This window comes from Vibrio sp. IB15 (genome assembly GCF_016406055.1).
In the GTDB taxonomy this organism is placed as follows: domain Bacteria; phylum Pseudomonadota; class Gammaproteobacteria; order Enterobacterales; family Vibrionaceae; genus Vibrio; species Vibrio chagasii.
Map to the genome: position 1 here is coordinate 1 of NZ_JAEFCE010000156.1, position 861 is coordinate 861.

General features: G+C 41.9%; 1 protein-coding gene. It reads left to right on the forward strand.

What is annotated here, in order from left to right; translation table 11 throughout:
* A partial coding sequence (locus JC606_RS23200; RefSeq protein WP_198779566.1) for an IS3 family transposase occupies positions 1-827 on the forward strand: 827 nt, incomplete at its 5' end.
* Positions 828-861: the final 34 nt, after the last annotated feature.

Here is an 861-nt window from a genome sequence, read left to right on the forward strand (position 1 = left end):
AGGAAAAAACGGTCAGAAAGTTGACCGTCACTAAAGCTTGTCACTTCATAGGTATTACACGACAAGCTTTCTACAAGCGCTGTGTTGCAGAAATTCATCAGACAAAAAAAGATGAATTAGTACTCGGTTTTGTGAAGAAGCAAAGGATGATGCACCCTCGTATAGGGACCCGTAAGCTCAAGTATTTACTTGCTCAGAACGATATTGAAATCGGTCGAGACCGCTTATTCTCTCTGCTGAGAATGCATCGATTATTAGTGCAGAATCGAAGGGCTTACCATCGAACCACAAACAGTAATCATCGCTTTTACTGCCATCCAAATCGAATCAAAGAAGGCTTAATACCGGAAAGACCTGAGCAATTATGGGTTGCCGATATTACTTATCTAGCGACGCGGTGTGGTAGTACTTATCTCAGTTTAGTGACGGACGCTTACTCAAGAAAAATCGTGGGCTATCACATAGGTGATGATATGAAAGCTCGCACTGTTAAGCTGGCCTTTTTAAACGCGTTGAAAGAGCGGAAGAATACAGGTGACCTTGTACATCACTCAGATCGAGGTGTTCAATACTGCTCTGTGGAATACCAGGAGTTGCATCGACAGTATGATGTATCTTGCTCAATGACTGATGGTTATGACTGTTATCAGAATGCGTTGGCAGAGAGGATCAACGGAATACTGAAGATGGAGTATCTGTTGAATAAGCCTAATGATTTAGATGAAGCAAAGAAAATGGTCGCCGAATCAGTAAAAATCTATAATGAATATAGGCCTCACACAGCTCTAAAATACAAAACGCCCGATGAAGTACATCGAGCGTTTTAGTCAATCAAGTGTCAACCCATATCAGGACGGGTCA